This is a genomic window from Acaryochloris sp. IP29b_bin.148 (assembly GCF_028285565.1).
GTDB lineage: Bacteria > Cyanobacteriota > Cyanobacteriia > Thermosynechococcales > Thermosynechococcaceae > Acaryochloris.
The window spans coordinates 1-9448 of the sequence record NZ_JANQOY010000110.1 but is presented as its reverse complement, the minus strand read 5'-3'; the positions used below and the strand labels follow the sequence as shown (position 1 = coordinate 9448).

The 9448-nt window shown below is 51.2% G+C and carries 7 protein-coding genes; 4 read left to right on the top strand and 3 right to left on the bottom strand.

What is annotated here, in order from left to right:
* A partial coding sequence (locus Q0986_RS10310; RefSeq protein ID WP_299409342.1) for a Uma2 family endonuclease occupies window positions 1–496 on the top strand: 496 nt, incomplete at its 5' end.
* Between the two features lie 175 nt (window positions 497–671).
* Window positions 672–1445 carry a hydroxyacylglutathione hydrolase gene (gene gloB, locus Q0986_RS10305; RefSeq protein WP_299409339.1) on the top strand — a complete coding sequence of 258 codons (774 nt, stop codon included), beginning with the start codon at window positions 672–674 and terminating at the stop codon, window positions 1443–1445.
* A 22-nt stretch (window positions 1446–1467) separates the two neighbouring features.
* Here gloB and mraY read toward each other — a convergent pair whose 3' ends face one another.
* The 3 genes from mraY to Q0986_RS10290 all read right to left on the bottom strand — a co-directional run bounded on the left by mraY (window position 1468) and on the right by Q0986_RS10290 (window position 4964).
* Entirely contained in the window at window positions 1468–2586 is a 1119-nt protein-coding gene (gene mraY, locus Q0986_RS10300) for a phospho-N-acetylmuramoyl-pentapeptide-transferase (RefSeq protein WP_299409336.1), read from the bottom strand.
* A gap of 10 nt (window positions 2587–2596) precedes the next feature.
* The gene (locus Q0986_RS10295; RefSeq protein ID WP_299409333.1) at window positions 2597–2815 is read right to left on the bottom strand and encodes a DUF3134 domain-containing protein; all 219 of its coding nucleotides are present in this window, start codon (window positions 2813–2815) and stop codon (window positions 2597–2599) included.
* Window positions 2816–3035: 220 nt separating this feature from the next.
* On the bottom strand, window positions 3036–4964 hold the full coding sequence (locus Q0986_RS10290) for an ABC-F family ATP-binding cassette domain-containing protein (RefSeq protein WP_299409329.1): 1929 nt from the start codon (window positions 4962–4964) through the stop codon (window positions 3036–3038).
* A gap of 95 nt (window positions 4965–5059) precedes the next feature.
* Here Q0986_RS10290 and Q0986_RS10285 point away from each other — a divergent pair, with 95 nt between their 5' ends.
* Both Q0986_RS10285 and gcvP read left to right on the top strand, forming a co-directional pair.
* Window positions 5060–5932, top strand: a complete 873-nt coding sequence (locus tag Q0986_RS10285; RefSeq protein ID WP_299409325.1) for a DUF72 domain-containing protein — start codon at window positions 5060–5062, stop codon at window positions 5930–5932.
* A 255-nt stretch (window positions 5933–6187) separates the two neighbouring features.
* The gene (gcvP, locus tag Q0986_RS10280; protein ID WP_299409321.1) at window positions 6188–9157 is read left to right on the top strand and encodes an aminomethyl-transferring glycine dehydrogenase; all 2970 of its coding nucleotides are present in this window, start codon (window positions 6188–6190) and stop codon (window positions 9155–9157) included.
* The last annotated feature ends 291 nt before the right edge of the window (window positions 9158–9448 follow it).

Below are 9448 nucleotides of genomic sequence, written 5' to 3'. Positions count from 1 at the left end.
CAGCGAGTATATTGACGGATATATTGTTCAAAAGCCCATGCCTCAAGGGAAACACAGCACGATTCAGCGGGACTTGACGATGGCTGTGGAAATGGTGCTTAAGCCTCAGAGAAAAGGACGAGTTTTTCCTGAATTGCGCTGTACCTTTGCTGGACGTTCTATCGTTCCAGATATTGCAATTTTCACCTGGGAGCGAATTCCTAGAGATGAAGATGGCTCGATTGCCAATCAGTTTTCCCTTGCGCCTGATTGGGTTGTGGAAATTTTATCGCCGGATCAAAGCCAGGCCACGAACAAAATTCTGTTTTGTCTCCAACAGGGCACTCAGCTCGGTTGGCTGATTGATCCTACAGAACAAACGGTTTTGGTGTACGCCTCGGAGCAGGCTTTGCAAGTGTTTGATATGGATGCTCCTGATCGTTCCTTGCCTGTCCCGAACTTTGCATTGGATGTGCACTTAACGGTACAAGATATGGTGAATTGGTTGCTGGATTAGTCACCCACCAATCTCGATTGCTAGCTCTGATATAACCAATGCAGCCAGACTATTTTCAGCAATATTGCCAGCCTAAACAATAAGGCATCCTCCATACTGGAATATTAAGCAGATGGCTGGATGGAGCTAAAGGACAGTCATAATGCTGATAGCCTGATATTCTACGCGTGCCACCATGCAAATTCATCGCCTGCCTGCCTTTTCGGATAACTATATCTTTGTGCTCCACGACCCTGAGCACAAGATTGCCGCCGTAGTGGATCCCGCCGATCCTAAACCCGTTCTGGCGAAACTACGGGATTTGGGGGCTGAACTGGTTGCTATTTTCAATACCCATCATCATTCCGATCATGTGGGCGGCAATCGGAAACTCCTGCGGCACTATCCACAGGCTGTGGTTTATGGTGGGGAACACGATCGCGGCAGGATTCCAGGGCAGCAGCACTTTCTTAAGGAGGGAGATCGCATTACCTTTAGCGATCGCACCGCCGACATCTTATTCGTACCTGGCCATACCCGCGCCCATATTGCCTACTACTTCCCGCCATGTTCGCCCGAGGAATTCGGTGAACTCTTTTGTGGCGATACCTTATTTGCGGGGGGATGTGGACGCTTATTTGAGGGGACACCCGCCCAAATGGTGCACTCCTTAAGCAAGCTACGCGCTTTGCCAGAGACCACCCGAGTGTGGTGTGCCCATGAATATACCCTGAAGAACTTGCAGTTTGCCCTCACCGTTGATCCAGAGAACTTACACCTAAAAAATAGGTATCAACAGGTGCAAGCAGCTCGTAGTCAGTCTCAGCCGACTATTCCCTCAGAGATCGGTCTGGAAAAACACACCAACCCTTTTCTGCGTTGGGATCAGCCCCATTTAATTACTCACACCCAAAGTGATACCCCAGTGCAGTGCTTTGCCCGCTTACGGGGGATGAAAGATCAATTTTAGGTGGGCGTTCTACGTTGGCCAATTAACTGAGGGCATTCAGTCCGCAAGCCACAATGGCCAACGCGGCAACACAAGCATAGAAGGTAGAGACGACGCGCACTTCAGGCCAGCCAGACTGTTCAAAGTGATGGTGAATAGGCGACATTTTAAACAGGCGCTTACCAACACCATCAGGGCCTTTGGTGGCTTTGTAGTAGGTAACCTGGGCAATCACAGACAGGGATTCCACCAGAAATAGACCACTAAGAATCAAGAGTGCCCAGAGGGTATTGGTGATCAACCCCACTGCGGCTAAGGCTCCCCCTAAGGCCAAGGAGCCAGTATCGCCCATAAACACTTGAGCAGGGTTATGATTATGGGCCAAAAACCCTAAGCAACTGCCCGATAGACAAGCACAGAAAATCATCAGCTCTGGCGATTGGGGCGCAACCACCAGGGCCATCCCTAGGAATGCGATCGCACTTGTTCCGGCCGCCAAGCCATCCATCCCATCCGTCAGATTAACGGCATTGCTTTCGGCTGCCACCACAAAGGTGGACACGGCTAAAAACAACACCCCCAATGGCAAGGCGAGCCCAAAGGGCAATGCCAAGGATTGAATTTCGGGACGGGTCAAAAATAACCACAATCCAAAGATCAAGCCGCTACCCAATTCAATTCCCAGTCGCAAGCGGGCGGACATGCCCTTATTCGACTTTTTGCGCAGGACTTGCCAATCGTCTACCCAACCGACGAATCCCAAGCAGAAGGTTAATAGGGTGGCTGCAATGACATTGACGGAGTTAGTGTCGGTGGCCAGTGTCACCCAAGCCACGCTCAAGGCTAAGGCGACGGGGATAAAGAAAATACCGCCCATCGTCGGCGTGCCCGCCTTTTTAAGATGGCTTTGGGGACCATCTTCTTGGATCACTTGTCCGGTTTTAAGAGACCTAAGCAGCGGCACAGCCCCAAACCCCAACAGGGTAACCAACAATGCACTCACTGCTAAGGGCGCAATCACCGATAGCGCTGGCTGACTGATCCGATTGGCGCTAATATCCGTTGCCAACGCCACGCCGCTGAGACCAACACATAATAACCCGTACAAATTCCTGCCAGACCCGGATCGGGTTGGCTTAGCAGTCTTATTCACCACGACCATCGTTACTTACTTAGTCCTCGTCTTCATCGAAATCCTCTTCCCCTCCCATCAGGGCATTAATTTCTTCGCTATCTTCCTCTTCTCGAACCGTTTTGGCCTTCTCTTGGTTGTCTCGATCCATCAAGCGTCCCGATCCCTCTAGCCATCCTAGAATGGACGCGTCTTGACGAGTTTCCATAATCGGGGCTTTTTCGGTGCGAGGTTGTTCTCGGAGGGAGGGATTTTCCATTGTTCTAGCAAATGAAGATGATTGAACTTGCGCGGAGGCCGCTTCTTATCTTACTCAGATAACGGGGATTTAGCACTCTTTCAGCATAGAGATCTATCCATCTAGGAAGCAAATTTGCTGCAGCATGGATAAAAATAGTTTATCTTTGTTGCTGCTTAACCAGAACTGAGGATTGGATCAGCATCAATCCATAAATTTCGCCGCTAGGAAAAAAGTGGCATCAGGATTCTAATTCGGCTAACTCCATCCATCGCTCCGTCGCCGTCTCAATTTCCGCTTCTAAGCTGGCGAGTTCTTCCGAGAGTTGCTGAACTTCAGAGAAATCACTGGGAGGTGAGCTGTACAGCGTTTTCTCTAACTTAGCTTTCTTCGCTTCCAACTCAGGAATCTTATCTTCTAGATTGGCAAACTCCCGTCGCTCATAATTAGACAGACGACGGGACCGGGAGGAGGATTGGGGTTTTCCCTTCGCTTTTTCGGGAGGGGCTGCCGCAGGTTTCGCTTGTTCCTGGGGTGGGTTGAGGTCTGCTGTGGCTTCCGCCTGTTTGATATCTAGATAGATTGAATAGTTGCCGGGATACCGCCGAACTTGAGCATTCTCTAGGGCAAAAATATAGTCCACCGTCCGATCTAAGAAATAGCGATCGTGGGACACAACAATCACACAGCCGTTAAAATCCTCCAGATAGTCCTCTAGAACCGCCAGCGTTTGCACATCCAAATCATTGGTGGGCTCATCCAGAATCAGGACATTGGGCGCTCCCATCAGCACCCGCAGTAAAAATAGCCGTCGCTTTTCGCCACCTGAGAGTTTATGGATGGGGGCATATTGCTGATTGCCAGGGAATAGGAAGCGTTCCAACATCTGTGAAGCAGAAATTTGACTGCCATCTGCCGTTGTCACAAAGGCACCCACTTCTTTGACGTAATCAATCACCCGCTGGTCTTGGTTGACGGCGGCCACCAGATCTTCTGAGTGCTGGTCAAAGTAGCCGATATGGATGGTCGAGCCAATCTCGACCTGTCCCGCATCCGGCTCAACCCGTCCCGTAATGATATTCATCAAGGTGGATTTGCCTGCCCCATTGCCGCCAATAATGCCAATTCGGTCTTCGGGGCTAAATTCATAGGAAAAATCTTGGATCAGCGTTCGCCCGTTATAGTGCTTGGCAATCTGCGACAGCTCAATCACCTTTTTGCCAATGCGCCGTCCAGGGGTATCAATGTCGACTTTGCCCTGGGCGGCCTTAAAGGTCTGATCTTGCATGGTATGGATGCGATCTATGCGGGCCTGCTGCTTTGTACTACGGGCTTTAGGACCTCGCTTCAGCCATTCCAATTCCCGCCGCAGAATTCCTTGGTGTTTTCGCTGACTTTTCGCCGCTGACGTTTCGGCCAAGGCTTTCTTTTCCAGGTAATAGGAATAGTTACCGGAATAGGTATATAAATCTCCCCGATCAATTTCCAAAATCCGATTCGTGACTTGATCTAAAAAGTAGCGATCATGGGTAATCAGCAGCAAGGCGCCGCGATAGCGCCCGAGATAGCTTTGCAACCACTCCACCGACTCGGCATCTAAGTGGTTGGTGGGCTCATCCATGAGCAGCAGATCCGGTTCTGAGAGTAGCGCCGTCGCTAAGGCAATTCGCTTGCGGTACCCCCCCGAGAGATCCCCCACCTTGGCTTCAAAATCGGTAATCCCTAGCTTGCTGAGAATGATTTTGGCATTGGTTTCTAACTCCCAAGCACCTGCCGTTTCGATCTGAGCTGAGAGGCCCGTCAGCTTCGCCATCAAGGTGTCAAGTTCAGCCCCTTCGACCTCAGACATCCGATGCGACAAATCTTCGTAGGACCGGACGAGCTGCATTGCGTCACTACTGTCATTGAACACCTGATCCAGCACCGTGCAGTGATCTGCTAGATCAGGCTGTTGAGGGAGATAGACAATATTGGCACCGGATTGGACCTGCCGCTGTCCGCCATCAATCGGCTCAAGACCGGCAATCATTTTTAGGACGGTGGACTTCCCCGAACCGTTTACCCCAATCAGCCCGACTTTGTCGTCTGGCTCAATGCTGAAGCTGGCCTCTCGCAGAATATCTTTAATCCCAAAGTCTTTCCGAATCGCTTGCAGCGTTACAATGCTCATTTGATCAAAACTGAGATAAGTAGGGGAAGTGTTCTCTTTCCAGTGCGTTACCCCGGAAAGGTAAACACTCCAATTGTAGGGGGTTAAAACCAAGGATGACGCCGTTGCCGGAGACCATCCACGACTTTTATCTGGGTTGCGCGATTTGGGCCTACAAGGGCTGGCTGGGCGATTTTTTCCCTCCGGGTAGTTCTGCTAGCGAGTTTCTGAAACTCTATGCTCAGCGCTTTACTGCGGTGGAGGTGAATGCCACCTTCTACTCCACCCCTAAGCCAGAAACCGTCCAGCGTTGGGCTGCACAAACCCCAGAAACCTTTCAGTTTTGCCCCAAGTTTCCCCAAGCTGTGACGCATAATGGCCCTTTACAGCCTCGGATTGAGACTGCGATCGCATTTATCCAACTGATGCAGGGGTTGGGACCTCGTTTAGGGCCTATCTTTGCTCAGCTTCCCCCCAGCTATGGCCCCCAAAACTTTTCAGATTTGACGACTTTTCTCAACGCCATCCAGACGACGGTGCCGCTAGCGCTGGAAGTCCGACATCCACAGTGGTTTCAGTCCCCCCATGCCGACCGCCTCAATGATCTTTTAGCCTCTTTGCAAATAGGCCGAGTTTTACTAGATCCTCGCCCCATCTACCAGGGTTCTGACGACCCCCAAGCCCAGTCCCAACGCCGTAAACCGAAACTGCCACTGCATCCCATTATCACTGCCCCCTTTACGGTGATTCGCTATATCAGCCATCCACAACGAGCGTTGAATGATACGTTTCTCTGCGACTGGGTGCAAACCCTTCAGACTTGGTTGGATCAAGGCACCCGCACCTATTTCTTCGTCCACTGCCCCATTGAAGAAAAGTCTCCTAGAACCGCTCAGGCCTTTCAGCACCGCTTGCAAGACCACGTGCCTATTCCAGGACTGCCCTGGGACCAGCTGGCTGAACCGCCTCAGCAACTCAACTTGTTTTGAAATCAACCTGAGTGACGACCTTAACGCTTCCATGATGTCTTCCCTCGCGGTATACACCCGAGGTGTTCAAGGCTTAAATTTTTCGATTTTGCTGGATCTACTGCCATAATTTAGTGCAGTATGATCATCTTTCTATATATCTCTTTGCTAAACTTATAGAATTTTCAACCTTATTTCATAAGGTTAAGGCATTAAAAATCTTGCATCGCCTTGCACACTTTTGTTCACCTGTTGCTTGAGGCCTATTCGCGAACCATGACCCAATCCCCACTTAAAGCATCTGTTTCGTCTGAAATCCCATCCTTTTCTGGGGAAGTAGGGAATGGAACGCATCGCTCGCTCTCCCAGCCTCTCCCCTCTGTGCTCGAACCCTCTGACACTTTTGCTCACCGCCATATTGGTCCGAACCCAGAAGAGATTACTCAGATGCTAGCCACCCTCAAGGTGGGGGATTTAGAGGCGTTGATTGATGCCGCTGTTCCGGCTCAGATCCGTCTCCAGCAGCCACTCAAGTTGGGGCAAGAACGAGGCGAATATGAGCTGATTCAGGACTTACGGGCGATGGCAGCTAAGAACCAAATCTTTCGCTCTTACATTGGTATGGGCTATGCCGGATGTATTACTCCGCCAGTGATTCAGCGAAATATTTTAGAAAACCCCGGTTGGTATACCCAATACACCCCCTATCAAGCTGAGATTGCCCAGGGCCGCCTAGAAGCGCTGCTGAATTTCCAAACCATGGTGATGGATTTAACAGGGTTAGAAATTGCCAATGCCTCCCTGTTGGATGAAGGGACCGCTGCAGCGGAAGCGATGGCCATGAGCTATAACCTGCAAAAGAAGCAGACGGCTAAAACCTTTTTTGTTTCTGAGAACTGTCATCCGCAAACCATTGATATTATTCGCACTCGGGCCTTACCTTTAGGCATTGAGGTGGTGGTGGGCGATCACCAGCACTATGATTTTGCTGAACAGGCCACCTTTGGCGCCCTGCTCCAATATCCCGCCACAGACGGTGCGATTCATGACTACCGCACCTTTGTCGAGGCGGCCCATAAAGCCGGGGCCTTGGTCACCGTAGCCACCGATCTGCTGAGCTTGCTGCTGCTAACGCCTCCAGGAGAGTGGGGAGCGGATATTGCCGTGGGCAATAGCCAACGGTTCGGTGTGCCCCTGGGCTATGGTGGTCCCCATGCTGCATTTTTCGCTACGCGAGCAGCCTATCAGCGTAAGATTCCGGGGCGAATTGTGGGCATTTCCCACGATGTTCAAGATAAGCCCGCCCTGCGGCTGGCGCTGCAAACCCGCGAGCAGCATATCCGACGGGATAAGGCCACCAGCAATATTTGTACGGCTCAGGTCTTACTAGCCGTGATTGCGGGCATGTATGCGGTCTACCACGGTCCTCAAGGGTTAAAGCAAATTGCCGATCGCACCCATGTATTGACCTGTTTATTGGCGACGGGTTTGCAAAAACTCGGGTTTGAGCTAACCTCAGCGCTATTTTTCGATACGGTGACCGTGAAGCTAGGCGATTTGTCAGTGGAGGAATTGCGAGTGCGATCGCAATCCCAGTCCATCAATCTTCGCTATCTGGACGCAGAGACGGTCAGCATTGCCTTTGACGAAACCACCACCCCTGCGGATCTGTGGGATGTGCTCGGTTTATTTACCTCGGATGATCTCACCTTTACCCTTGAAGACTTACTAGCTGAAGCCACCGTAGACTATCCCGAACTGCATCAGCGTACCAGCCCTTATCTCAGCGAGCCCGTATTTAATACCTACCATTCGGAAACGGAACTGCTGCGCTACATGCATCGGTTGCAGGCCAAGGATTTATCCCTAACCACCTCAATGATTCCCCTCGGGTCCTGCACTATGAAGCTAAACGGCACCTCGGAGATGGTGCCCATTACCTGGCCCGAGTTTGGTCAACTCCATCCCTTTGTGCCCGTGGAGCAAGCCCAAGGCTATAAGGAACTCTTTCAACAGCTAGAAACTATGCTGGCTGAGATTACTGGGTTTGCCGGAATTTCCCTACAGCCCAATGCCGGATCGCAAGGGGAATATTCAGGGTTGCTGGTGATTCGTCAATACCATGCCAGCCGGGGGGAGACTCACCGCAATATCTGCCTCATTCCCGATTCTGCCCACGGCACCAATCCGGCCAGCGCGGTAATGGCGGGGATGAAAGTAGTGGTGGTGGCCTGTGACGAGCTGGGCAATATTGATATGACGGATCTGCGCCAAAAAGCGGAGCAGCATCGCGATCATCTATCGGCCTTGATGGTCACCTATCCTTCCACCCACGGGGTTTTTGAAGAAACCATTCAGGAGATTTGTGACCTGATCCATAACTGTGGCGGACAGGTGTATATGGATGGGGCTAACCTTAACGCCCAAGTGGGACTCTGCCGTCCGGGCGATATCGGTGCCGATGTTTGCCATCTGAATTTACATAAGACCTTCTGTATTCCCCACGGCGGCGGTGGCCCCGGTATGGGACCGATTGGGGTTGCAACCCATCTTGTTCCTTTTATCCCTAAGCATCCAGTGGTATCGATGGGCGGGGAGCAGGGCATTGGGGCGGTGGCGGCAGCGCCCTGGGGCAGTGCCAGTATTTTACCCATCTCTTGGGTCTATATAGCCTTAATGGGGGCTAGTGGCCTCACCCAGGCGACTAAGGTTGCTATTCTCAATGCCAACTATATGGCCAAGCGGCTGGAAGCCTATTACCCCGTCCTGTATAAGGGTAAATCCGGGTTAGTAGCCCATGAATGCATCCTGGACTTACGAGGCGTCAAGAAGACGGCTGGAATTGAAGTCGAAGACATTGCTAAACGGTTAATGGACTACGGCTATCACGCACCTACCGTGTCTTGGCCAGTACCGGGCACGATTATGATTGAGCCGACGGAAAGCGAATCTAAAGTTGAACTGGACCGATTCTGCGAAGCCATGATCGCCATCCGCGCCGAGATTGCTGAAATTGAAGCCGGGCAAGTGGATGCCCAAAATAACGTCTTAAAAAATGCCCCTCATCCGGCTGAGGTGGTGATTGCCGACAGTTGGGACCGACCCTACTCGCGAGAAAAGGCTGCCTATCCTGCGCCTTGGACACGAGCGTCTAAGTTCTGGCCTGCCGTTAGTCGGATTAACAATGCCTATGGTGATCGCAATTTGGTTTGCTCCTGTGCGCCCCTGTCAGACTATACAGATTAGCCCATTGCACTGGCCCAGGTGATATTGTGATCCAAAGGGTCTACAAAGCCATAATTGTAGGGATATTGGTGTAGTATCAACACCAGCCAGAACGCTTGGCCGCTTCCCAAAGGCACTAAAATGGAGTGATTAGGGTGTGAAAATGTACCATGTGCGATAGTTTTTGTGACATTGTAAAGGTACGATTAACAACATTTACCCCATCCAAAAACTGAAGAATTCGGCTCAGGATTCACGCATGGCAATATCTGAACAAGTTCAACAACGCGCTGACTTTATTGGCACTCAAGT